Below are 22,692 nucleotides of genomic sequence, written 5' to 3' on the forward strand. Positions count from 1 at the left end.
AATCAAGGTGTAAAAAACCAAATTCCAAATCCCAACAATGCATTGGAATTTGGAATTTCAGTTTGGGAAATTATATTTCCTTATTTTTTAATCAATCCTAATTCCACCAAACGTTCGTTTAAGAAATCACCCGCCGTGATGTCTTCATACAATTTAGGATTGTTTTCATCAATACATTGCGGTAAACAATCCAATTTCATATCACTTACTGGATGCATGAAAAAAGGAATCGAGAAACGCGAAGTTCCCCATAATTCACGCGGCGGATTAACCACTTGGTGAATGGTTGATTTTAATTTATTGTTGGTATGTCTGGACAACATATCGCCAACATTAATCATCAATTCATCGTCTTGGGCTATGGCATCAATCCATTGGCCTTCGTGGTTTTGCACTTGCAATCCTTTTCCTTGCGCACCCATTAATAGTGTAATCAAGTTGATGTCACCATGAGCAGCCGCACGAACAGCACCGTCTTTCGGTTCGTCCGTAATAGGCGGGTAGTGGATCGGACGTAAAATGCTGTTCCCGTCTTTGATGTAATTGTCAAAATAAAACTCGTCCAAACCAATGTGTAAAGCCAAAGCGCGTAATACATACACACCCGTTTTTTCCAACATTTGGTAAGCTTGCTTTCCAACGGCATTGAACTTTGGTAATTCATCAACCGTCACGTTATCGGGATATTCGCCTTCCCATTTGGAGCCTTCGCTCACGTATTGGCCAAAATGCCAAAATTCTTTTAAGTCACCTGCCGAACGACCTTTGGCGTGTTCTTTTCCAAAAGAAACATAACCGCGTTGTCCTCCAATGCCTGGAATCTCATATTTTGCTTTGGTTTCCAATGGAAGATTGAAGAAGTTACGCACTTCGTCATACAATTCTCCCACCAATTGATCATCAAGAAAATGACCTTTTAATGCTACGAAGCCGATTTCTTCGTAGGCTTTGCCGATTTCATTTACAAATTTTTGTTTACGTGCCGGATCATCCGACAGGAAATCACGTAAGTCAACACTTGGAATTTGTTGCATACTAAACATTTTTTGTTAATAACTTAAACGCTGTGAAATCAAAGCGCAACTACAAATGTAAGACTTTTAAAGGATTTCAAGCTAAAAGTTATCAACATTAACCAATTTTAATCTTTGCCTTTTTTAAAAGTGTAAGTAGATAGAATTTACTACTTTTGGCACCACAAACCACAAACTGAACACATGAATTTTAATCGTCACGATTTATCCAATGAAGTCTTATTGGATTTATATAAAAGATTATTAAAACCGCGATTAATTGAGGAAAAAATGCTCATTTTATTGCGTCAAGGAAAAGTATCCAAATGGTTCTCTGGCATCGGACAAGAAGCGATCTCAGTTGGAATCACCGCAGCATTAGACAAAGACGAATACATTCTTCCGATGCACCGTAATTTGGGCGTTTTCACCGGTCGCGATATTCCGTTACACAAGTTGTTCTCGCAATGGCAAGGAAAGAAATCAGGATTCACCAAAGGCCGTGATCGCAGTTTCCACTTTGGAACGCAAGAATACAAAATCATCGGAATGATTTCGCATTTAGGTCCGCAAATGGGCGTAGCCGACGGAATCGCTTTAGCCAATAAATTAAAGAAAAACGGGAAAGTAACCGCCGTATTTACCGGAGAAGGCGCCACTTCTGAGGGCGATTTTCACGAAGCCTTAAATATTGCAGCCGTTTGGGACTTACCCGTACTTTTCGTTATTGAAAACAACGGCTACGGTTTGTCTACACCTACCAACGAACAATACCGTTGTGAAAACCTAGCCGACAAAGGCATCGGTTACGGTATGGAAAGTCATATACTCGACGGGAATAATATCTTGGAGGTATACACCAAGATTGCCGAATTGAAAGCATCATTAGCAGAAAATCCACGTCCCGTTTTATTGGAATTCAAAACCTTCCGCATGCGCGGTCACGAAGAGGCGAGTGGTACCAAATATGTGCCCCAAGAACTAATGGATATGTGGGCGATTAAAGATCCGATTGCCAACTATCAATCCTTTTTAAAACAAGAAGGTGTTCTCACCGATGAACAAGACGAAGCTTTCCGCGCAGCTATCAAACAAGAAATCGATAGCCATTGGGCCATTACGCAGGCCGAACCGGACTTTGTAGCCAATTTAGAAGAAGAATTAGGTGACATGTACGAATCTTTTGATTATCAAGAAGTAAGTCCGTCTACCGAAAAAGAAAATATACGGGTAATTGACGCCATTTCAGGCGCCTTACGCGAATCCATGGAACGTCATCCTAATTTGGTAATCATGGGTCAAGACATTGCCGAATACGGTGGAGCTTTTAAAATCACAGACGGATTTGTCGCGCAATTCGGTAAAGACCGCGTACGCAATACGCCCATCTGTGAAAGCGCTGTCGTTTCAGCTGCCAACGGTTTGTCCATCAACGGATTTAAAGCAGTGGTCGAAATGCAGTTTGCCGATTTCGTGTCCACTGGATTCAATCCCATCGTGAATCTTTTGGCCAAACAACATTACCGCTGGGGTGAAAAATCGGATGTAGTGGTGCGCATGCCCTGTGGCGGCGGAACGCAGGCCGGACCTTTCCACTCGCAAACCAATGAGGCCTGGTTTACCAAAACACCAGGTTTAAAAGTGCTTTATCCCGCATTTCCCTACGATGCCAAAGGATTGTTGAATACGGCCATCAATGATCCAAATCCGGTATTGTATTTCGAACATAAATTGTTGTATCGCAGTATTTACCAAGATGTACCGAAAGACTATTTTACCTTACCTTTTGGGAAAGCATCGTTATTGCGTGAAGGTTCGCAAGTAACCATCATTACCTTTGGCGCCGGTGTGCATTGGGTCATCGAGTTGTTGGATAAACATCCTGAAATTAGTGCCGACTTGATCGATTTACGTTCGCTACAGCCGCTCGACACCGAAGCCATTTTGAACTCGGTGAAGAAAACCAACCGCGCGATAATTTTACAAGAAGACACCTTGTTTGGCGGAATTGCGAGCGATATTTCGGCCTTGATTATGGAGCAAGCTTTCGAGTATTTGGATGCGCCTGTGCAACGGGTTGGAAGTCTTGAAACCGCCATTCCGTTTATGAAAACTTTGGAAGATCAATACTTACCTAAAGCACGCTTTGAAACGGCATTAAAGGAATTGATTGCCTATTAATTTTTTGGAGCTATTTCCTGCTGTCCGCTGTATCTCACTCCGTAAACTCCGTGAGGATGCCGCTTCCATCAGGGCTAAATCGTGCAAAAATTCAAGAATAGTGAACCTAACTGCCTCGAGTAGTTAGGTTTTTTTATGCGGTCAAATATTGTTTTAAACTGATGCGTAAAATATAATTCCAGCCTGCTTGAAATTCACTGCAATCGAAATCTTTATTTTCTTGTTCAAACGATGAAATGCCGCTGTGTGTGAGTTGTAATAACGTACCTTGTGCTGTTGCAGTCAATTCAAAACTGACCTCAGAAATCCCTTTGAATCCCACATACAACCAACTGTAAGTAAGTAGTTTGTTCGGAATCACTTCAAGTACAGTACAACGGTGTAAATACTGCATATTTTCATCTTTCCCACCGTAAAATTCGAAAGTAAATCCGGGTTCAGCTCGAAACTCTTTTAGATTGAAATACCAAAATTTCATGCAATGAACATCCGTAAGTGCTTGCCAAACTTCAGCAGGAGGGACGGGGTAGATTTCTGAAACACGAATTGTGGAAGCCATTTCGTTGCGAATTTATCCTTTAAAATTAATCAAATTTTTAGTACAAAACCAATTGATATTGTGCTTTTTCGCTTTTCACCTATATTTGTGCTCTAATTCTGTTTTTGTGAATTCGACCAATAAACTCAAAATATTCAACGATCCGATTTACGGTTTCATTTCGATTCCTAATTCCCTGGTTTTTGATCTTATCCAACACCCGTATTTTCAACGTTTACGCCGTATCTCGCAAATGGGTTTGTCCTATTTGGTCTATCCCGGTGCGCATCATACCCGTTTTCATCATGCGTTGGGCTGTATGCACATTATGCAAAAAGCCGTGGAAACGCTTAAATACAAAGGTGTCGAAATTTCAGACGAAGAAGAAACCGCTTTGTATATTGCCATTTTGCTACACGATATCGGTCACGGACCCTTTTCACATGCCATGGAACACAGCATTGTGGAAGATATTCACCATGAGGAAATTTCCTTGCGTTTTATGGACGCCTTAAACCTTCAATTTGAGGGTAAATTAAGTCTGGCGATTCAAATTTTCAAAGGAGAATACCACCGTAAGTTCATGTTGCAATTGATTTCAAGTCAATTGGATATGGATCGCATGGATTATTTAAAACGCGATAGTTTTTACAGTGGCGTAGCCGAAGGAAACATCAACAGCGATCGGTTGATTCAAATGATGAATGTGGCCGATGATAATTTGGTGATAGAAGACAAAGCGATTTATTCGGTAGAAAAATTCTTGATGGCGCGCCGCCTCATGTATTGGCAGGCGTATTTGCACAAAACTTCGGTGGTTGCCGAGTTAATTTTAACCAAAATACTAAAACGCGCCAAAGAATTAACCCAAAAAGGAGTTGTTTTACCGTGTAGCGAACCCTTACAGTTTTTTTTGCAACATAAAATTGCACAGGAATCTTTTGATGCGGCTACTTTGGAAAAGTTTGCATTATTGGATGATTACGATGTAATGGGCGCTATTAAATCCTGGCAGTTTGCAGAAGACTTTGTGTTATCCAGTTTGTGTAAGATGATTATCAATCGGGATTTGCTTAAAATTGAAATGACAGAAGGAAAACCCCAATCCGAGCAATTGCAACAGTTGAAAGCTCAGTTGCTTCAAAAATATCCCATTACTGATAAAGAAGCGGATTATTTTGTGTTTAAAGGGAAATTGAAAAATATCGCGTACAGCAAAGAAAGTGTGCCCATTCGTATTTTGAAAAAAGACCGCACGGTGGAAGTCTTGGAAGAAACTTCGGAGCAATCCCAAGTGAAAGCCATGTCCAAAGCCGTCACCAAGTATTTCCTCTGTTATCCAAAAGTATTACTTGGGTAACGGCTTATTCTATTAAATTTTATATTTTTGTCGGAATGAAATTTACAGCGGAACAAATAGCAGGTATTTTAGGCGGAGAAGTCGTGGGAAATCCACAGGTTGAAGTCTATAAATTAGCCAAAATCGAAGAAGGAACGGAAGGTTCGCTTTCGTTTTTAGCCAATCCAAAATACCAAAACTACATCTACACCACTCAAGCCTCCATCACCATTGTCAATCAAACGTTTGAGCCGGAACAACCCATCACAACCACTCTAATTAAGGTGGAAGATGCGTACAAGTCCTTTTCAAAACTTTTAGAATACTACAATCAAGTCAAATTGATGAAATCAGGTATCGAGCAACCCTCGGTGATTTCTGAAAATGTGACGTATGGCGAACATTTGTATTTGGGCAGTTTTTCTTATATCGGTAAAAACGTTACCATTGGAAACAATGTGAAAATATACCCCAATTCGTTCATTGGCGACAACGTAACAATTGGTGACAATTGCGTTTTATTCGCAGGTGTTCGCATCTATTCCGAATCAGAAATTGGAAACAATTGCACCATACACTCGGGTGTAATTATCGGTTCCGATGGTTTCGGATTTGCACCTTCTGAAGATGGAACCTACAGTAAAATTCCACAAATTGGTAATGTTATTTTAGAAGATAATGTTGAAGTAGGCGCGTGTACTACGATTGACCGTGCTACGTTGGGTTCGACCATCATTCGCAAAGGCGTAAAACTGGACAATCAAATCCAAATTGCACACAATGTTGAAATTGGTGAAAATACAGTCATCGCTTCTCAATCTGGAATTGCGGGTTCGACCAAGATCGGTAAAAACTGCATGATTGGTGGGCAAGTAGGGATTGTAGGTCACATCACTATTGGTAACAACGTACGCATTCAAGCCCAATCCGGTATTGGTAAAAGCATTGCTGATGGCGAGACCATTCAAGGTAGTCCGGCCTTCAACTACGGCGATTGGAACAAATCCTATGTTCATTTCCGTAATTTGCCCAAAATTGTGGCCGACTTGAACGAACTAAAAAAGAAACAATAAGCTAAACTGAAAATAAACTAACCATGGTTAAACAAAAAACCATTCAATCTGAAATTACCCTAACCGGTGTGGGTTTACATACTGGTAAAGAAGTGACAATGACTTTAAAACCGGCACCGGTAAACAATGGATTTACCTTTGTACGTGTTGATTTAGAAGGTTGTCCTGTTATTGAAGCGGATGCCAATTATGTGGTGAATACACAACGAGGCACCAATTTGGAAAAATTAGGCGTGAAAATCCAAACCTCAGAACACGTTTTAGCGGCGTGTATTGGTTGCGATTTGGATAACGTGATTATTGAATTGAACGAATCGGAACCACCCATCATGGATGGTTCTTCGAAATATTTTGTGGAAGCCATTGAAAAGGCTGGAATTGTTGAGCAAGAGGCAGAACGCTACTATTATGTAGTGAAAGAAGTCATTTCTTATGTAGATGAAAATACGGGAAGTGAAATTATTGTGATGCCATCAGATGAGTATCAGGTGACAACTATGGTGGATTTTGGTACTAAAGTATTAGGTACACAAAATGCTACCTTGAAGCACATGAGCGAATTCAAAACAGAAATCGCAGATGCCCGTACGTTCTCATTTTTACACGAATTAGAAACCCTTTTGGACCACGGTTTGATTAAAGGAGGCGATCTCAATAATGCCATCGTTTATGTGGACAAAGAGATTTCTGAAAAAACCATGGTAAATTTGAAAAAAGCGTTTGGGAAAGACAATATTTCTGTGAAACCCAACGGTATTTTGGATAATTTGACCTTGCATTATCCCAATGAAGCAGCACGCCATAAATTATTGGACGTGATTGGTGATTTGGCTTTAATCGGTTGCCGCATCAAAGGAAAAGTCATTGCCAACAAACCCGGACATTTTGTAAACACGCAGTTTGCTAAAAAAATGTCCAAGATTATCAAAATAGAGCAACGCAATCATGTGCCTACCTACGACTTGAACAAAGAGCCGTTGATGGATGTGACGAAAATCATGAAAATGTTGCCGCATCGTCCGCCGTTCCTATTGGTGGATCGCATTATTGAAATGTCGGATTCCCACGTGGTTGGATTGAAAAATGTGACCATGAATGAAGACTTTTTCGTGGGTCACTTTCCGGGAGCTCCAGTTATGCCTGGGGTTTTAATCGTGGAAGCCATGGCCCAAACGGGTGGAATTTTAATTTTGAGTTCGGTGCCCGATCCTGAAAATTACCTGACCTATTTTATGAAAATCGACAATGTAAAATTCAAGCACAAAGTGTTGCCTGGAGATACATTAATTTTTAAATGTGATTTGATTTCTCCGATTCGTCGCGGAATTTGCCACATGCAAGCCAATGCCTATGCCAACGGGCGATTAGTAGCAGAAGCAGAATTAATGGCACAAATCGCTAAAAACCAATAAGTATGAATCAACCGTTAGCTTACGTACATCCGGGTGCGAAGATTGCCAAAAATGTGGTAATCGAACCCTTTACAACCATACATAATAATGTAGAAATCGGGGAGGGAACTTGGATTGGCTCCAATGTGACCATCATGGAAGGGGCACGAATTGGTAAAAATTGTAACATTTTTCCAGGTGCTGTTATCGCCGCCGTTCCGCAAGATTTAAAGTTTGGTGGAGAAGATTCTTTGGCCATTATTGGCGACAATACTACGGTGCGCGAATTCGTAACCATCAATCGCGGAACCATCGCTTCGGGTCAGACGAAAATAGGAAGCAACTGTTTGATTATGGCTACGGCGCACGTTGCACACGATTGCCATATAGGTGATAATGTGATTATTGTGAATGGTGTTGCGTTGGCGGGTCACGTGGTGGTGGGTAATTTTGCCATCATTGGAGGTTTAGCGGCGATTCACCAATTCATTCATATTGGCGAACACGCTATGATTTCAGGAGGATCCTTAGTTCGTAAAGATGTACCGCCCTATACCAAAGCCGCAAAAGAACCACTTTCTTATGTGGGCATCAACTCGGTAGGATTACGACGTCGCGGATTTTCAACAGAGAAGATTCGTGAGATTCAAGACATCTACCGTATTTTATACCAAAAAAATTACAATACTTCGCAAGCCGTTGGTATCATTGAAGCCGAAATGGCTGCTTCTCCAGAGCGCGATGAAATTTTGGATTTTATCCGAAACTCTTCACGAGGTATTATGAAAGGATATACAGGAACTTATTAAAAAAATAAATCAATAAAACAATGGCATCTACTGCAGACATTAGAAACGGACTTTGTATTAAATTTAATCACGATATCTATAAAATCGTAGAATTCTTACACGTTAAACCAGGAAAAGGACCTGCATTTGTTCGTACGAAATTAAAATCATTAACCAATGGAAAAGTATTGGATAATACGTTTTCTGCTGGACATAAAATTGATGTAGTTCGTGTAGAAACACACACCTTTCAATATTTATACAATGAAGGCAATGATTTTCATTTTATGAATACAGAAACCTATGAGCAAATTACTTTAAACAAAGATGTATTGGATGCTCCTCAATTGTTGAAAGAAGGAACGAATGTAATGGTGCAAATCAACACAGAAACCGATATGCCTTTGTCAGTGGATATGCCCGCTTCTATTATTTTAGAGGTGACGTATGCTGAACCAGGTGTTAAAGGGAATACGGCTACGAATGCTACCAAGCCTGCAACTGTGGAAACTGGAGCTAACGTGAATGTGCCTTTGTTTATTAATGAAGGAGATAAAATTAAAATTGACACAGCTACGGGAGCCTATATAGAAAGGGTAAAAGAATAATTCATGAAGTTTCCGTACACCCATACGCTGAAAGAAATCGCAGAAATCATCGGTACCTCTTATGTAGGTTCCGATGATTTTCCTGTTGAAGGGATGAATGAAATCCATGTGGTTACTCCTGGCGATATCGTATTTGTTGACCATCCCAAATATTACGACAAAGCCTTACAATCTGCCGCGACTATTGTTCTTATTAATAAAGAAGTGGCATGTCCGGATGGAAAAGCGTTACTTGTTTCGGATGATCCTTTTCGAGATTTCAATAAATTGACACGTCATTTTCGCCCTTTTGTTGCTGCACAAGCATCGGTATCAATTTCAGCGGAAATAGGAGAAGGTACAGTAATTCAACCCAATTGCTTTATTGGAAATCAAGTGAAAATTGGTAAAAATTGCCAGATTCACGCTAATGTGGCTATTTATGATCACACTATCATTGGTGATAACGTGATTATTCACGCGGGTACGGTATTAGGCGCCGATGCTTTTTATTACAAAAAACGTCCCGAAGGATTTGATCAACTCTTGTCTGGAGGTCGCGTAATCATTGAAGACAATGTCGGAATTGGAGCGCTGTGTACCATCGATCGCGGCGTTACTGGGGATACAACCATTGGCGCAGGGACAAAAATTGACAATCAGGTGCATGTTGGTCACGATACGATCATAGGTAAAAAATGTTTAATTGCTTCCCAAACCGGTATTGCTGGCTGTGTAGTGATTGAAGATGAAGTAACCTTGTGGGGGCAAGTGGGTACGACAAGCGGGATAACTATTGGAGCAAAAGCCGTAGTTCTTGGCCAAACCGGAGTGACCAAATCGATTGAAGGTGGAAAAAGTTATTTTGGCACACCAGTCGAAGAATCCCGAGAAAAATTAAAACAACTGGCGAATGTCAAACGCATTCCCGAATTGCTAAACAAAAATAAAGAATAATGCAGGCGAAAGATTTAGTCTTGGACTTTTATAAATCGGATGTATTGCTGCGCCGTGACGAAGTAAAAGAGTTTTTGCATCCCGAATTAAAAATCGAATGGAATAGCACCAAAGGATTTGTCGAATTGGATTTTGAAGATGTCTTAAATTTGACGGATGAATTGAGTCGGGCGTATGTACGTTCTAAAATTCGAATTAGTCATATTTTGCAAGATGGAAATATGGTATCTGTTCGGTATTCCCATTTTGTAAAAACCATTGAAAATCCAAGAGAAGAAATGTTATTGGCCAACTTTTTTGTCATTTGGGAAGTCAAAGACAATAAACTGTACCGCGGGTATCAGATGAGTCAATTTTAAAATGTATAGAAACTTAGCAAATTGGTAAAAAATAGTTCGAAATGAAATGGATTTACTAATTTCAATTTCCTATTTTTGTCACACCTTTTAACAAACTTATAAATAGCTGTCATGAGTGTTTTAGTAAATAAAAATTCAAAAATAATTGTACAAGGTTTTACAGGAAGCGAAGGAACTTTCCACGCTTCTCAAATGATTGAGTACGGAACGAATGTTGTTGGTGGTGTAACTCCAGGAAAAGGAGGAACTTCTCACTTAGACCGTCCTGTTTTCAATACCGTAAAAGATGCTGTAGACCAAGCCGGTGCTGATACTTCTATCATTTTTGTTCCACCCGCTTTTGCTGCAGATGCAATTATGGAAGCGGCTGATGCAGGTATCAAAGTAATCATTGCCATTACTGAAGGTATTCCTGTAGCCGATATGATGAAAGCCTACGATTATATCAAAAATAGAGATTGTCGTTTAATCGGACCTAACTGTCCAGGTGTAATTACACCAGAAGAAGCCAAAGTAGGTATCATGCCTGGTTTCGTTTTCAAAAAAGGAAAAGTAGGTATCGTTTCAAAATCGGGTACTTTAACCTATGAAGCGGCTGATCAAGTTGTGCGTCAAGGTTTCGGTATTACAACAGCTATCGGTATTGGTGGTGACCCAATCATTGGAACAACTACCAAAGAAGCAGTTGAATTGTTGATGAACGACCCAGAAACTGAATGTATCATCATGATTGGTGAAATCGGTGGTCAATTAGAAGGTGACGCGGCTCGTTGGATCAAAGCAGACGGAAATCGCAAACCAGTTGTTGGTTTCATCGCTGGTGAAACAGCTCCAAAAGGACGTACTATGGGTCACGCAGGTGCTATCGTTGGTGGTTCTGATGATACTGCAGCAGCTAAGAAAGCGATCATGAGAGAGTGTGGTATCCACGTTGTTGATTCTCCTGCTGAAATCGGTAAAAAAGTAAAAGAAGTATTAGGTTAATCCTTAATTCATCAATAAAAAAAGTCCCAAGTAATCTTGGGACTTTTTTATTATAGTTTAGTTTGCTATTCCAATTAATTGGGAAATGGATTGGACCATTTCACATCGGTATATACATTGTTGCCGCTGAGTGTTTTCAAAAAGGCAATCATTGCATTAACTTCTTGTGCATTCAAATGCAATTGTTGTCCAAAACCGTTAGGTGTTAGTTTTGGATCTAAATTGGTGTTGCCCGGTGCAATATTAATTGTTCCATAATGACCAATCGCGGCTTGCAATGAAGTAATCACTCCGGTATGCATCATCGGACCGTTGGTCGTTCCGTCGGGTTTTACCAAATCGCGAAGGGTGGGAGCGCGGGTGACCGTCACGTCAATTCCAGTTCCTGAAATTTTACCAATGATTCCATTGTTTCCACTAATCGGATTGATGTCAAATTCAGGTGCACCATGACAACCCACACAACCCAATCCTCCACCTGTTCGGTTTCCAGTTGCATCAAAAACAGGAGGAGTCAAGAATAAATTTTTACCTTGATTTTCTTGTGCAGTAAAATTAGAAAAAGGTCCGTTATCACTTCCTGCCAAAGCTCTTCCAGTGTCGTATTTAGAATCAAACGATTGAATACTTCGAATAAATTGCGCTAATGCATTCTGAATTTTAGCTTCCGTTACTTCTGATGAACCGTAGACATACTGAAACAATTCTTTGTAATAATCAACGGCATTTAATTTGGTGAGTAAAGCTGAAAAATCTTCATCCCCATTGGTGCCACTGTAACCCATTTCCCCATGATTGCGAATTGGCATGGTAGTTTGTGCTTCTAAAGAGGCCGCACGTTCATCCCAGAAAAATTTAGATTCTATAGAAAAACGCGAGTTGACCAATCGCATGGCATGGCGTTCTGTCGAACCGTTTACGCCTAAACTCGCCACATTGGTGTCACTAAAAGCATGGGCTTGAATATGACAACTGGCACACGAAATGGCATTGTTGGAAGATAGTTTTTTATCATAAAATAAAACTCGGCCTAATGTAGCGCCTTTATCCGTGATAGGGTTGTTGGCTCCATTGAATTTAGTAATATAAGCTGGAACGGGTTGGTTGGCATAATTGGCCAAGTTGTTCATGTCGAGATTGGAACCAAAAGTTGATTTCACTGCAGCAAAAGGATCTACCGCAACATAGTCTTCGTTCTTGTGACAAGAAGTCAAAAGTACACTCGATAATACAATATAAAGTAGTTTTCTCATACGTTCAATTTTACAAGAATTTATTTCTTGATGATAACTTTAAATGTTTTTGCCAAATTCCCCGAACCCACTTTCACAAAATATACGCCGTTGTAAAGTCCGTCGGTTTCCATAATTGCCAGCGTACTCCCTTGAAGTAATTGGGTGCGTTTTACGATTTTTCCCAATGCATCGACAAGCACAACATCAAAATCACGGTCGGTGATTGTGGTTTGTATGGCAATAAAATCTTGAGCCGGATTGGGCGCAACCACAAGATGCATTTTTTCTAATGAAAATTCACTTGCTGCTAAAGGCGCTGTGTACGTTGTAGTAGTTTCTGTAATAGACGTCACTTTGACACCGGACTTCACACCATAGAAGGTCGGACCCACAACATACGGATAAGCCGAATTGTGATTGGTATCAACCGTAGCAAAATAGCAGTAAATTCCGTTAGGATATTCGGGGGTAATGCAAAAACGACCGTTGTGTTCATCCAAATATGAAGGGTCATTGGGATGGGCAATGTATTCGTAATCTTCTCTAAAATATCCATTAAAATACGTTGCATTAACCGCAGGTCCATTGGTTCGTGTGGTTTGATTCTTTAACTGATAACTTGATTTCATTCGTGAAATGCCACCCGTTCCATCCGTATTGGTATAGGCATAAGCACCGTAAATAGGGAAGCCGTCGTAAGCAAAACCAATAAGCGGTGAATGTACATTTGTATTGATAACATATAAACCGTCTGCGGGATAAGTAGCACAAATGGTTGAAATCACTTGCAAGTCCAAGTTGAACGCACTCGGATTTTGGTGATGGTGGTAATTACCCATCGCAGGATGTGCTTTGTTGCAATCAAAACCGCCTTTTTCTGCCGGAATGGCGTCACGGTTCCAAGCTTGTGTGGCATTGGGTCCACCTGGACAAGGCGGATTACCGGGTCCGCCACACAAGGCTTGTGTCGAATTGTTCCAAGCTACACCATCACGATAATCAAACAACGAAATTCCATTGATAAATATTCCGATGTTGCCTCCCGTTGTCGCTGTTGGGGTTCCCGTATTTTGTACCGGATTCAAAGGTAATTTGTATATGGCATTTTGATCAGTTGCCAAGGAAGGATTGCCGTCCAAAAACGGACCGGTTATATAGGCTGGAATACCATGTGTAGTGACATATACCGAATTAGCCGAATATTGTACAGTTTGCACATTAGCCAATACATTGTCGTTTATCGGAGTGGAATTACCCGAAACATAATGCCTTCCCATGATATTGGTTGTGTTTTGCAACCATTTTGTAATAGCTGGATTGGTTTGCGCTTGTAAAAAGCATCCTCCGAATAAAATAAAGAGTAGTTTCTTCATAAGTTTGGTTTAGTTAAATGCTTAGACGAACTTATATGTTCGATTCTTGCAGGAAATGGAATTTATTTTGGATAGCTATAGTTTGTATTGTATAAAAATGAAGGATCAGATAGTGTTCGTAAAAAAGATTCCAAATCCACACGGTCATTATCTGAGAGACGCATCGGTTTTTCTAAAGGCTTGGACAATGTTTTATGAGGTACAATTCCTGAATTATAATGACGTATCACTTGGTTTAAATTTTGAAAACGTCCATCATGCATATAGGGAAATGTAAATTGAATATTGCGTAAAGTGGGAACTCGAAAACGCAAAGAGTCTTTGGGATCTTGTGTGATTTTCATGCGGCCTATATCTTTTAAATCAGGGTCTACGGATAAGCCATTATTTTCATAGGTTGAACTACTAAACAACGGTTCGCGATGGCAACTTCCACAATGTTGTTGAAATAATTGATAGCCCTTGGATTCACTTGCCGTGAATTGGTATTCGCCTCTTTTTTGTTGGTCGTATTTGGAATTGGCACTCACCAAAGTCACCATGAACTGACTTAAGGCTTTGAATAAGAGCGGACTCGTGATAGGCTTTCCGGGAAAGGCTTTTTGGAACAAATTGGAATACTTTTCACTTTGTTGTAGTCTTTTTACAATTACTTCCAAATCGGCATCCATTTCTGCCGGATGTGTGATTGGTGCCAAACTTTGAACATCCAAATGATTAATGCCACCGTCCCACATAAATGATTCATTCCACGCTAAATTGATTAATGCCATGGCATTTCGTGTTCCTATTCGGTTATCAATTCCATGGCTAAGTTCATGATCGACATGTGCAAACCCCGTTGCTTGTAAATGACAACTGGCGCAAGAAATGGAGGAATCACGCGATAAAATAGGGTCGTAAAACAATTGTCTCCCCAATTGAATACCTGCTTGTGTCAGTGGATTTCCTTTAAAATTATAATGTGGTTTTGGCCAACCTTTGGGAATAGTAAAATACTCGTTTTCTTCAGAATACCGAAATGCACTTAAACCAATAAGTAAGAAACTAAAAAGAAGGAGTAGTAAACTTTTCATGGTATACGAAAACAAGAATTGAAGGTTTGCGATAATGTTACCGCTTGACTACCCGGAACCATAATCGTAGGTGTTGTCTGTAATTGTATGGCATTAAAAAATGGAGCTAAATCGACTGTAAGAGATTTGGATTGCTCATGAATCGGGAGTTTTACTTGGGTTAGGGCATTCATTGCTCCTGCATATCCGCCTAAATGGAATTGAAATTTATGTTTTAAAGTGGGTGCACTCGGCGAATGGCCTTCCATTTTAATGAAAATATAACCACTTTGCCACGCCCAATACATGCCCAAAACGGGGTCGAGATCACCATCAAATGCGCCATTCGTATTGTATTCTAAAGGTACACCCAAAGTGAATTGGAGCCAACCCTCTTTAACAGCAACCGAATTAAAATCTAATTTCAACGATTCGGGTTTGTCCCAATCGATCAATTGGGGGTATTCGTGAATTGTAGTTGAATTGCCTTTCGTATCAATATATTCTACATTTGAAATGTAAAATTTTACTTTGTCAAAAGTGAGTGTGTCTCCGCTTTGCGTTATGTATTGTTTTTCTTTTTCTAAAGGTTGGTTTTCAAATAATAATTGAATAGATAATCCGTCTTGTGCAGACTGACCCCAATTGAATTGTGAAAACAAACAAAGAATTAAAAGCCAACTAAGGTTCATGACGAGGGTGGGGTGGTCTTCCGAAAAGGCGGTGTAATTCCTCTGTTAACGCTTCAAATTTTTCTTTTTGTTCAGGCTTGCATAGTTTTTTTAGGGCTAAAAAATGCTGGTAATGGGTCAATTCAATTTGTTTTTGAGCCGCATTAATCTTAGCAATCAAGGCCGTATCAACAGCATCACCTGAATCATTGGCTAAATTTTGATACAAAGCATCTTTGGATTCCCGAATGATACGGTCCAAACTATCCACACTTTGTCGGTGCTCCTGAATCAATCCTTCATAAACTTTGATTTGCGGTGCATCCAAACCCAATTGCTCGATGATGATTTCTTTGGGTTTTGGTCGACCCATTCCTTCAGGACCCATTCCAGGTCCGGGGTGTGGTTTACCCAAAAACAAAAAGACAAGTGTTCCAATATTTATAACCAATAATGTAACCACCGCAAGGGTTAATAATTTTGATTTTTCCATTAGTAATACAATTGATTCGATTGATTTAAATTGCTTTCAACAAGCTTCAACTTCGTTTCAGTTGCTGTTGCTGATTTGTGTTGTAGTATTAAAAAGTTAACTGCAACAAGAGCAATAAGAGAAGCAGCAACCAACCATACAGTAAGATTCGATACTTTTTCATGCGTAGGAATGGCATTTTGAATTCGTTTAAATAGTTCGGGGCTCGGATTCACTTTACGCACCTGCGCTAAGGATTGTTCCCAAGGTTCTGATGTAAAATTTGTTTCCATACTCATTTAGACGAAAGTCATTTTAAATTCTTGCACGAATCAATTATTTTTTTCTAATTTTTGTTTTAACGTACCTTTTGCTCGAAACAGCAGTGACTCTACGGCACTTATCGTAGTCTCCATCACCGCCGCAATTTCGGGATTGGATAGTCCGTCCAACTTAGCCAACAAAAAAGCGGTTTTTTGATTTTCGGGAAGGGAATTGATCACTTCAAAAATTTGTTTTACAGCTTCTTCTTGTTCCAATAAAACTCCCGGATGATTGAAGTCGGACACCCGTGCAAATACCGCTTCATTATCCGCTTTTGCTCCAAATATAAACCATCGCTTTTTACTGTTTTTGTGTTTTATAAAATCCAAGGATTTATTGATGGCAATACGATATATCCAAGTTTTATGGGAAGATTGTTCCTGAAAATTTTTCAGATTATCGAAGACCGCTAGAAAAACATCTTGGGTGATTTCTTCCGCATCTTCTACATTTTGTACATAATTCAATGCTAAATTATAGACCATAGTTCCATAGTGGCCGTATAATTCTTCAAGAAGCATTGAATTCGATTTCATGCAGTTCACTTTTTTGGTTCGACTAATTTAACTCAAAAAGGTTTAGACGTCGTTAAAGATTTTTTCCAGCGCTAAATATTTCCCTATATTTGGGACTTCGTAAAAAGTACAACTAAATTCACCAAATATGAAATTATTAGAAGGTAAAGTTGCAATCATCACCGGTGCCAGTCGTGGTATTGGAAGTGGGATTGCAAAAGTTTTTGCCCAACACGGGGCTCAAGTAGCATTTACATACAGTTCTTCCGCTGAATCTGCTTTGGTTTTAGAAAATGAATTGACGGCATTAGGCGTAAAAGCTAAAGGATACCAATCCAATGCTGGGAATTTTGACGAAGCTCAAAAATTGGTAGACGATGTAATTGCTGAGTTTGGCACCGTGGATATTTTAATTAATAATGCCGGTATTACGAAAGATAATTTGTTAATGCGCATGAGCGAAGAGGATTTTGATAAAGTAATCGAAATCAACTTGAAGTCAGTGTTTAACATGACCAAAGCCGTTCAAAAAATCATGTTGAAAAACCGCAAAGGTTCGATTGTGAACATGAGTAGTGTTGTTGGGGTGAAAGGAAATGCAGGTCAGGCCAACTATGCGGCTTCAAAAGCCGGTATGATTGGTTTTACTAAATCTGTTGCTTTAGAATTGGGTTCGCGAAACATTCGTTGTAATGCGATTGCTCCTGGATTTATTGAAACGGAAATGACGGCCAAATTAAACGAGGACGTGGTACAAGGTTGGAGAGATTCTATTCCGTTGAAACGCGGTGGAACTCCAGAAGATGTAGCAAATGCTTGTTTGTTTTTAGCTTCAGACATGAGTGCTTATGTTACCGGTCAAGTAATGAATGTTGACGGTGGAATGTTAACCTAATACTTTATAATTTATGACGATAAACACGGTTTTACTCCTTATTCTTGCCTTAACAGTTGCAAGTGGTTTATCGTTTTTTCACTATTATTACAAAGCCAGATCAACGGGTAAAATTACGCGTGTTCTGGCTTTTTTGCGTTTTCTTTCGATTTTTGGAATATTGGTACTACTCATCAATCCAATTGTGAGTCGGAGCACCTACGAAACCAACAAACCGCCACTGGCCCTAGTCGTTGATAACTCAGCTTCTATAGCTGATTTGAAAGCGGATAAAACGGCAAAAGAAGTTTATGGAAAGTTAGTTGAAAATGATCAACTTCAAGAGAAATTTGAAGTACAATCCTATGCTTTTGACGCCGATTTTCGTCCGATTTCAAATAGTAACGATTTGAATTTTAAAGGAAAAGCTTCGCAATTGGATAAAGTGGGTTCCAATGTCAATGCGATTCATAAAAATTTGCCTTACACTACCGTTTTGCTGAGCGATGGGAACCAAACTTCGGGTTCCGACTTTGTTTTTGGTTTTCAAGCGGATCACAAAGTTTTTCCTTTAATTGTAGGTGATACGACACAGTACATGGATTTGCGTATTGCACAAGTGAATGTCAACAAATACGCGTTTCATAAAAACCAATTTCCCGTTGAAGTATTCCTGAATTATACGGGAACCCAACCCATGAATGCTGTTTTTTCCATTCAATCGGGTAATTCCATTTTAGTCAAAGAAAATGTACAGTTTTCAGCTGACAAACGGGCACAGATTGTGAATGCGCTGTTGCCTGCTAATGCAGTGGGCTTGCAAATTTATACCGCTACAATTTCCTCCAAAAGTTCGGAAAAGAATACCTACAACAATTCCAAAAAGTTTGCTGTCGAAATTATCGATCAAAAGACGGAAGTGGCTTTGATTTCCGATATGCCGCATCCGGATTTGGGGGCAATAAAGCGAAGTATTGAATCGAATGCACAGCGTAAAGTAACCGTACTTAAACCAAATCAAATTAGTGATTTAGGGAAATACAATGTGTTGATTTTGTACCAACCGAATGCTCGTTTCAAATCGGTTTTTGAGACCAATAAAAATTTAGGATTAAATACCTTTATCATCACTGGAAATGCCACCGATTTTGGTTTATTAAATCAATACCAAACTCTGGTTGATTGCAACATGTCCAATCAAAAGGAAAATTATTTGGCACAATTCAATTCCGATTTCAATGTGTTTGCCGTAGAAAATATCGGGTTTGAAAATTTCCCTCCTTTGGAAAATCCTTTTGGCAATGTAGCTTTAAAAGATGGAACTTCGGTTTTGTTAGAATCCCGAGTTCAAGGCATAGAAACAGGTGAGCCACTTTGGGTCTTTTCAGATCAAAAAGGAAAACGTGGCGCACTTTTGCTGGGAGAAAATATATGGAAATGGCGGGCGCATTCGTATGTCGAACAAAAATCATTTGAAAAGTTTGACCAATTTTTAGACAAAACCATCCAATTTTTAGCTTCTAATGATGGCAGAAAATCGCTTATTGTCAACCACGAACGGTTTTACAATTCTGGCGATAACATCGAAATTACAGCGCAATATTTCAACAAGAATTACGAGTTGGATGAAAAAGCACGTTTGACGATTTCCCTAACCAATACCCAAACGAAACAACGCAAACAATACGATTTGGTGCGGAGTTCGAACAGTTTTAAAGTCAATTTAGACGGACTTACTCCGGGGAAATATGCCTTTAATGTGAAGGAACTCAATTCCAATTCCACGTATTCGGGTAGTTTTGAAGTATTGGATTTTGATATTGAAAAACAATTTGTCAATGCCGATGTAACCAAATTAAAACAATTGGCCAACCATACGCAAGGTACAGCTTATGTTCCCAATCAAGTTGACGTATTGATTAAAAAGTTAGTCGCAGACCCAGCCTATAAAACCATTCAAAAAGAAGTGGTGAAAAAATCAGCTTTAATCGATTGGAAACTTTTATTGCTAATTATCACCGGATTATTTGCAGCTGAATGGTTCATCCGCAAATACAACGGCATGTTGTAATCCTATTTTTTTTGGTATTGTTTATTGTGTAAGATATCGGTAGTAAGCTGATAGTAAGCAATGGTTTCTTTCACCAATTTTTCATCCACTTTTTGCACGGGAACTTCTTCGTAATTCAATTGAAATTCAGGGGCAACACCTTCCACAGGTTGTAATTTTAAATCAAATTGTTTCACCTTTTGTTTGGGTGAAATAATGGTTAAACGATTGTTCTTTATTAAGCCCAAATCTTGATAGGTTGCAATTAAAGCGCGCTCTTTATAATTGGGAGCAAAAACGTCTTGTCCGATAAATTTGCTAGGATATTTAAAATGAAGAAGTCCCAAAACAGTTGGCATTAAATCGATTTGAGAAACCAATTTGGTAACTTTTTGAGGCTGAATAAATCCTGGTGCATAGACCATGGCCGGAATACGGTATTTGTTTAAAGGCAGTTCTGTTTTACCCGAACTTGATGCACAATGGTCAGCGACAATAACAAAAACGGTATTGTTAAACCACGGTTGTTTTTCTGCCATTTTAAAAAATTGACGCAACGCATAATCGGTATATTTTACGCCGCCTTCTCGGGATTTGGAATGACTGTCGATGTCGATTTTTCCTTCGGGATACGTAAACGGACGGTGGTTGCTTACGGTCATCCAATGGTTGAAAAACGGTTTGCCCGATTTCGCTTCTTGGTTCATCGTAGCAATTGCTTTTTTGGCCATGTCTTCATCACATACGCCCCAAATATTGGAAAACGTAATTTCTTCGGGAGTAAAATCCTTTTTATCAATGATACCATAGCCATTTCCGCCAAAGAAATCCTGCATATTGTCAAAATACGCATCACCGCCGTATAAATAGTTGACGGTATAACCTTTGGAATTAAAAATACTTCCTGTGCTGAATTTGTTTTTATTGTCTTTGCGTTTTACCACACTTTCTCCAGGGGAAGGCGGTAGGCATAAGGTCACCGATTCTAAGCCGCGAACGGTTCGGTTACCCACTGCATATAAATTGGTAAAAAACATCGATTTCTCACTCAATTCGTCTAAAAAAGGAGTAATGTTTTGCGTATTGCCATAGTGTTGCATAAAGTCAGCACTAAAACTTTCAATGGTAATTAAAACAACATTTTTTTTCAATTCAGTTGAATCTGAAGCTACATTTCTAAAAACGCCAGGTTCCAAATTCTCGATTTGTTGTTGCATCAATGCTAACGCTTCTTGATCGGGTAAAGTTTGGTAGAACTTTTTGAAATCCAATTCACTATTCATAAAAGCGCCATAAAACTTATAAAGTCCGTTGGCTTGCAATTCATTCGTAAACACATTGTCAGAATTCTCTAATTTGGCCAAACGGGGAATCGTAAATAAGGACACTCCAAAAAGTGCCAAATACAATCCGCCGGAAACCAAATGTGTTTTGGTATCGGGTAATTTTTCCAAATAGCCTTTGGATTGTTTTACCACATAATAAGTCGCTAAAAAAGCAAGGATTCCGACACCTGAAAACAAAGGAATTACCGGGTAGGATTCCATGATATTCCCGATGACTTCATTGGTGTACACCAAGTAATCTACAGCAATAAAATTATACCGTACGCCAAATTCATTCCAGAAAAAGAATTCACTGATGGCATTTTGAATGATCAACAGGACAAATAGGAATAGGGTGAAAGCATACAGTGCCAAACGGATTTTTTTTCGGTATTGGGATAAAAATAACAATAGTGTAAAAAGAACGGTTTTTAATCCCACAAAAGCCAATCCGATTTCGGGTAAAGAACCGCCGTACTCGGATAAAATTGATTTTCCGGAAGCTACATAAATAAGTAATGCAAGCCAAAATCCTAAAATCAGATACCCTTTCGGCTTGTCAAATTTTCGATTGGAAAGGGTCAGTAAATACAGCCATAAAAATCCTGAAGCCACTACAAAAACCAGTGCATCCGAGCAAAAACCAAAGAAGAAAATTTTCAAAAAATCGAGAAAACTAAAATGCGATTGGGTTATAGGATGAAAAAGCAACACGACACGCATTACAATACTAACAAGTAAGAACAAACGAAGTAAGGAATAGAACGGTGCTTTTTTGCTAAAAAAATTCATACAGTAATGGTTTACTGCAAATTTAACAAAACCCAATGCTACAATTAGCATTCTAGATTAATATTTCCTTAATTCAAATGGACAATGTTATATTGATTTAAAAGGATATGTACTTTTGTTTAAAATAAGAATGGTATGCGCATTTTAATTGTTGAAGACGAAATCGGAATTGCTTCTTTTTTGCAGCAAGGTTTAGAAGAAGAGGGGTTTGCCGTTGTTCATGCTCAAAACGGACAACTCGGTTTGGAAAAAGCACTTTCTGAAAAATTTGATTTGATTCTTCTGGATTGGATGTTGCCTAAATTGTCGGGTATCGAAGTTTGTAAAGCTATTCGCGAAAAAGGAAGTCTTACCCCAATTTTATTTTTGACAGCTAAAGATACACTGCAAGAAACCTTAGAAGGATTCCAAGCGGGTGCCAATGATTATATCAAAAAACCGTTCAGTTTTGAAGAATTACTGGAACGTATCAAAGTACATTTTCGTAATTCTCAACAACAAACGGTATTGGAATTAGGAACTATTCGAATCGAACCCCAACGCTATAAAGTTTTTCAAGAAGGAGAAGAAATCGCATTAACCCAACGGGAATTTGAGTTGCTTCATTATTTAGTTAAAAATAAAGGCAAAGTGTGTTCGCGTAACCAAATCATCGAAGAAGTTTGGAACATTCATTTTGAATACGATACCGGTGTCATCGATGTTTTTATGAATGCACTTCGAAAAAAACTACATTTGTCGAAAGATAACGAATCCATCAAAACCATTCGTGGTGTTGGATACATGGCCGAATAAT

The 22,692-nt window shown here is 39.2% G+C and carries 22 protein-coding genes; 12 read left to right on the forward strand and 10 right to left on the reverse strand.

The window, feature by feature from the left end; translation table 11 throughout:
* Positions 1–80 precede the first annotated feature (80 nt).
* Positions 81–1,034: an isopenicillin N synthase family dioxygenase gene (locus EQG61_RS06775; protein WP_129461159.1), complete on the reverse strand. Its 954-nt coding sequence runs from the start codon at positions 1,032–1,034 to the stop codon at positions 81–83.
* A gap of 183 nt (positions 1,035–1,217) precedes the next feature.
* Between EQG61_RS06775 and EQG61_RS06780 the strand changes: the two genes are divergently transcribed.
* Positions 1,218–3,194, forward strand: coding sequence for an alpha-ketoacid dehydrogenase subunit alpha/beta (locus EQG61_RS06780; RefSeq protein WP_129461160.1), 1,977 nt, complete (start codon positions 1,218–1,220; stop codon positions 3,192–3,194).
* Between the two features lie 133 nt (positions 3,195–3,327).
* Here EQG61_RS06780 and EQG61_RS06785 read toward each other — a convergent pair whose 3' ends face one another.
* Positions 3,328–3,753, reverse strand: coding sequence for an SRPBCC family protein (locus EQG61_RS06785; protein WP_129461161.1), 426 nt, complete (start codon positions 3,751–3,753; stop codon positions 3,328–3,330).
* 106 nt (positions 3,754–3,859) lie between these two features.
* Between EQG61_RS06785 and EQG61_RS06790 the strand changes: the two genes are divergently transcribed.
* From EQG61_RS06790 to sucD, 8 genes are all read left to right on the forward strand, one after another.
* Positions 3,860–5,092 carry an HD domain-containing protein gene (locus EQG61_RS06790; RefSeq protein ID WP_129461162.1) on the forward strand — a complete coding sequence of 411 codons (1,233 nt, stop codon included), beginning with the start codon at positions 3,860–3,862 and terminating at the stop codon, positions 5,090–5,092.
* Between the two features lie 35 nt (positions 5,093–5,127).
* The gene (lpxD, locus tag EQG61_RS06795; RefSeq protein WP_129461163.1) at positions 5,128–6,144 is read left to right on the forward strand and encodes a UDP-3-O-(3-hydroxymyristoyl)glucosamine N-acyltransferase; all 1,017 of its coding nucleotides are present in this window, start codon (positions 5,128–5,130) and stop codon (positions 6,142–6,144) included.
* Positions 6,145–6,167: 23 nt separating this feature from the next.
* A complete protein-coding gene (locus EQG61_RS06800; RefSeq protein ID WP_129461164.1) occupies positions 6,168–7,556 on the forward strand; it encodes a bifunctional UDP-3-O-[3-hydroxymyristoyl] N-acetylglucosamine deacetylase/3-hydroxyacyl-ACP dehydratase in 1,389 nt (462 codons plus the stop codon).
* A 2-nt stretch (positions 7,557–7,558) separates the two neighbouring features.
* Positions 7,559–8,344 (forward strand): acyl-ACP--UDP-N-acetylglucosamine O-acyltransferase, encoded by a 786-nt coding sequence (gene lpxA, locus EQG61_RS06805; RefSeq protein WP_129461165.1) that lies wholly within the window; start codon positions 7,559–7,561, stop codon positions 8,342–8,344.
* 20 nt (positions 8,345–8,364) lie between these two features.
* Positions 8,365–8,931, forward strand: coding sequence for an elongation factor P (gene efp, locus EQG61_RS06810; protein WP_129461166.1), 567 nt, complete (start codon positions 8,365–8,367; stop codon positions 8,929–8,931).
* Between the two features lie 3 nt (positions 8,932–8,934).
* Positions 8,935–9,867: a UDP-3-O-(3-hydroxymyristoyl)glucosamine N-acyltransferase gene (locus tag EQG61_RS06815; protein WP_129461167.1), complete on the forward strand. Its 933-nt coding sequence runs from the start codon at positions 8,935–8,937 to the stop codon at positions 9,865–9,867.
* Complete coding sequence (locus EQG61_RS06820) at positions 9,867–10,226, forward strand: nuclear transport factor 2 family protein (RefSeq protein ID WP_129461168.1); 360 nt, start codon at positions 9,867–9,869, stop codon at positions 10,224–10,226. Before EQG61_RS06815 ends, EQG61_RS06820 begins: the two co-directional genes overlap by 1 nt.
* Positions 10,227–10,337: 111 nt before the next feature.
* Positions 10,338–11,210: a succinate--CoA ligase subunit alpha gene (gene sucD, locus EQG61_RS06825; RefSeq protein ID WP_129461169.1), complete on the forward strand. Its 873-nt coding sequence runs from the start codon at positions 10,338–10,340 to the stop codon at positions 11,208–11,210.
* Positions 11,211–11,284: 74 nt separating this feature from the next.
* On the opposite strand, the gene EQG61_RS06830 is transcribed toward sucD, so the two are convergent.
* From EQG61_RS06830 to EQG61_RS06860, 7 genes are all read right to left on the reverse strand, one after another.
* On the reverse strand, positions 11,285–12,463 hold the full coding sequence (locus EQG61_RS06830) for a cytochrome-c peroxidase (protein ID WP_129461170.1): 1,179 nt from the start codon (positions 12,461–12,463) through the stop codon (positions 11,285–11,287).
* Between the two features lie 20 nt (positions 12,464–12,483).
* The gene (locus EQG61_RS06835) at positions 12,484–13,818 is read right to left on the reverse strand and encodes a YHYH protein (protein WP_129461171.1); all 1,335 of its coding nucleotides are present in this window, start codon (positions 13,816–13,818) and stop codon (positions 12,484–12,486) included.
* A 62-nt stretch (positions 13,819–13,880) separates the two neighbouring features.
* Positions 13,881–14,894 carry a cytochrome-c peroxidase gene (locus tag EQG61_RS06840; RefSeq protein WP_129461172.1) on the reverse strand — a complete coding sequence of 338 codons (1,014 nt, stop codon included), beginning with the start codon at positions 14,892–14,894 and terminating at the stop codon, positions 13,881–13,883.
* Positions 14,891–15,565 carry an MbnP family protein gene (locus EQG61_RS06845; RefSeq protein WP_129461173.1) on the reverse strand — a complete coding sequence of 225 codons (675 nt, stop codon included), beginning with the start codon at positions 15,563–15,565 and terminating at the stop codon, positions 14,891–14,893. The genes EQG61_RS06840 and EQG61_RS06845 overlap by 4 nt, the downstream gene beginning before the upstream one ends.
* Positions 15,555–16,037, reverse strand: coding sequence for a Spy/CpxP family protein refolding chaperone (locus tag EQG61_RS06850; protein WP_129461174.1), 483 nt, complete (start codon positions 16,035–16,037; stop codon positions 15,555–15,557). Before EQG61_RS06850 ends, EQG61_RS06845 begins: the two co-directional genes overlap by 11 nt.
* On the reverse strand, positions 16,037–16,309 hold the full coding sequence (locus EQG61_RS06855; RefSeq protein ID WP_129461175.1) for a hypothetical protein: 273 nt from the start codon (positions 16,307–16,309) through the stop codon (positions 16,037–16,039). Before EQG61_RS06855 ends, EQG61_RS06850 begins: the two co-directional genes overlap by 1 nt.
* A gap of 39 nt (positions 16,310–16,348) precedes the next feature.
* Positions 16,349–16,876, reverse strand: coding sequence for an RNA polymerase sigma factor (locus EQG61_RS06860; RefSeq protein ID WP_129461176.1), 528 nt, complete (start codon positions 16,874–16,876; stop codon positions 16,349–16,351).
* Between the two features lie 127 nt (positions 16,877–17,003).
* On the opposite strand from EQG61_RS06860, the gene fabG reads away from it, so the two are divergent.
* Both fabG and EQG61_RS06870 read left to right on the forward strand, forming a co-directional pair.
* Complete coding sequence (gene fabG, locus EQG61_RS06865; protein ID WP_129461177.1) at positions 17,004–17,750, forward strand: 3-oxoacyl-[acyl-carrier-protein] reductase; 747 nt, start codon at positions 17,004–17,006, stop codon at positions 17,748–17,750.
* Positions 17,751–17,763: 13 nt separating this feature from the next.
* Entirely contained in the window at positions 17,764–19,800 is a 2,037-nt protein-coding gene (locus tag EQG61_RS06870; RefSeq protein WP_129461178.1) for a hypothetical protein, read from the forward strand.
* A gap of 2 nt (positions 19,801–19,802) precedes the next feature.
* Here EQG61_RS06870 and EQG61_RS06875 read toward each other — a convergent pair whose 3' ends face one another.
* Positions 19,803–21,896 carry an LTA synthase family protein gene (locus EQG61_RS06875; RefSeq protein WP_129461179.1) on the reverse strand — a complete coding sequence of 698 codons (2,094 nt, stop codon included), beginning with the start codon at positions 21,894–21,896 and terminating at the stop codon, positions 19,803–19,805.
* A gap of 135 nt (positions 21,897–22,031) precedes the next feature.
* On the opposite strand from EQG61_RS06875, the gene EQG61_RS06880 reads away from it, so the two are divergent.
* Positions 22,032–22,691, forward strand: coding sequence for a response regulator transcription factor (locus tag EQG61_RS06880; protein ID WP_129461180.1), 660 nt, complete (start codon positions 22,032–22,034; stop codon positions 22,689–22,691).
* Position 22,692: the final 1 nt, after the last annotated feature.

This window comes from Flavobacterium stagni, from assembly GCF_004122105.1.
GTDB classification, from domain to species: Bacteria; Bacteroidota; Bacteroidia; order Flavobacteriales; family Flavobacteriaceae; genus Flavobacterium; species Flavobacterium stagni.

What these genes read in the sequence shown, in the direction of transcription:
- EQG61_RS06775 (WP_129461159.1), bottom strand. Translation starts at nt 1,034, where the DNA reads ATGCAACAAATTCCAAGTGTTGACTTACGTGATTTCCTGTCGGATGAT.
- EQG61_RS06780 (WP_129461160.1), top strand. Translation starts at nt 1,218, where the DNA reads ATGAATTTTAATCGTCACGATTTATCCAATGAAGTCTTATTGGATTTA.
- EQG61_RS06785 (WP_129461161.1), bottom strand. Translation starts at nt 3,753, where the DNA reads ATGGCTTCCACAATTCGTGTTTCAGAAATCTACCCCGTCCCTCCTGCT.
- lpxD (WP_129461163.1), top strand. Translation starts at nt 5,128, where the DNA reads ATGAAATTTACAGCGGAACAAATAGCAGGTATTTTAGGCGGAGAAGTC.
- EQG61_RS06800 (WP_129461164.1), top strand. Translation starts at nt 6,168, where the DNA reads ATGGTTAAACAAAAAACCATTCAATCTGAAATTACCCTAACCGGTGTG.
- lpxA (WP_129461165.1), top strand. Translation starts at nt 7,559, where the DNA reads ATGAATCAACCGTTAGCTTACGTACATCCGGGTGCGAAGATTGCCAAA.
- efp (WP_129461166.1), top strand. Translation starts at nt 8,365, where the DNA reads ATGGCATCTACTGCAGACATTAGAAACGGACTTTGTATTAAATTTAAT.
- EQG61_RS06815 (WP_129461167.1), top strand. Translation starts at nt 8,935, where the DNA reads ATGAAGTTTCCGTACACCCATACGCTGAAAGAAATCGCAGAAATCATC.
- EQG61_RS06820 (WP_129461168.1), top strand. Translation starts at nt 9,867, where the DNA reads ATGCAGGCGAAAGATTTAGTCTTGGACTTTTATAAATCGGATGTATTG.
- sucD (WP_129461169.1), top strand. Translation starts at nt 10,338, where the DNA reads ATGAGTGTTTTAGTAAATAAAAATTCAAAAATAATTGTACAAGGTTTT.
- EQG61_RS06830 (WP_129461170.1), bottom strand. Translation starts at nt 12,463, where the DNA reads ATGAGAAAACTACTTTATATTGTATTATCGAGTGTACTTTTGACTTCT.
- EQG61_RS06835 (WP_129461171.1), bottom strand. Translation starts at nt 13,818, where the DNA reads ATGAAGAAACTACTCTTTATTTTATTCGGAGGATGCTTTTTACAAGCG.
- EQG61_RS06840 (WP_129461172.1), bottom strand. Translation starts at nt 14,894, where the DNA reads ATGAAAAGTTTACTACTCCTTCTTTTTAGTTTCTTACTTATTGGTTTA.
- EQG61_RS06845 (WP_129461173.1), bottom strand. Translation starts at nt 15,565, where the DNA reads ATGAACCTTAGTTGGCTTTTAATTCTTTGTTTGTTTTCACAATTCAAT.
- EQG61_RS06850 (WP_129461174.1), bottom strand. Translation starts at nt 16,037, where the DNA reads ATGGAAAAATCAAAATTATTAACCCTTGCGGTGGTTACATTATTGGTT.
- EQG61_RS06855 (WP_129461175.1), bottom strand. Translation starts at nt 16,309, where the DNA reads ATGGAAACAAATTTTACATCAGAACCTTGGGAACAATCCTTAGCGCAG.
- EQG61_RS06860 (WP_129461176.1), bottom strand. Translation starts at nt 16,876, where the DNA reads ATGAAATCGAATTCAATGCTTCTTGAAGAATTATACGGCCACTATGGA.
- fabG (WP_129461177.1), top strand. Translation starts at nt 17,004, where the DNA reads ATGAAATTATTAGAAGGTAAAGTTGCAATCATCACCGGTGCCAGTCGT.
- EQG61_RS06870 (WP_129461178.1), top strand. Translation starts at nt 17,764, where the DNA reads ATGACGATAAACACGGTTTTACTCCTTATTCTTGCCTTAACAGTTGCA.
- EQG61_RS06875 (WP_129461179.1), bottom strand. Translation starts at nt 21,896, where the DNA reads ATGAATTTTTTTAGCAAAAAAGCACCGTTCTATTCCTTACTTCGTTTG.
- EQG61_RS06880 (WP_129461180.1), top strand. Translation starts at nt 22,032, where the DNA reads ATGCGCATTTTAATTGTTGAAGACGAAATCGGAATTGCTTCTTTTTTG.